The following is a 689-nucleotide window of genomic DNA, read 5'->3' on the forward strand; positions in this document are numbered from 1 at the left end:
GGTTTCAGGCAGCCATGCGGAGTGACTGCTCGAAGGTGTCGGGACTGAGCATCCCGATCGAGGAGTGCCGCCGCACACTGTTGTAGAACTTCACCCAATTGTCAACCGCAGCAACGAGTTCCGACTTCGTGGCGTACACGTGCCGGTAGTACTCCTCGTGCTTGAACGACGACCAGAACGACTCCGCCGGGCTGTTGTCCCAGCAGATCCCGGTCGCGCCCATCGACCGGCGCAGCCCGTGCCGGAAACACGCTCGCGCCGTCAGATGCGCCGTGAACTCCCCGCCACGGTCGGAATGCAGAATCGTGCCACCACATCTGCCGCCACGGGCGGCCACCGCGGCGTCGATGGCGTCGGTGACCATCTCAGCGCTGATGTGGTCAGAGATGCTGTGGCCCAACACTTTCCGGGAATGCCCGTCCCGGATCGCGCACAGGAACACATCGCCCTCACCACACGTCAGGTACGTGATGTCGGTGAACCACGCCGCGTCCAGCCGGCCTCGGTCGAACCCTCGCTCGACCAGATCCGGCGGGAATGACGCGGCCGGGTCGACGACCGTCGTCTTGACCTTGAACGTGCGTGGGCTGATGCCCTCCAGACCGATCGAGGCCATGATCTTGGCGACGGTCTTCGCCGTGACGACCTCGCCCTGGTCGCGGAGTTCGGCGGTGATCCGCGGCGACCCG

At 65.3% G+C, this 689-nt stretch carries 1 protein-coding gene; it reads right to left on the reverse strand.

What is annotated here, in order from left to right:
• Window positions 1-4: 4 nt before the first annotated feature.
• Window positions 5-689 (reverse strand): IS3 family transposase (locus tag D5S19_RS03870; protein ID WP_120021957.1); only part of this gene is annotated, 685 nt, incomplete at its 5' end.

The organism is Amycolatopsis panacis (genome assembly GCF_003600245.1).
GTDB lineage: Bacteria > Actinomycetota > Actinomycetes > Mycobacteriales > Pseudonocardiaceae > Amycolatopsis > Amycolatopsis sulphurea.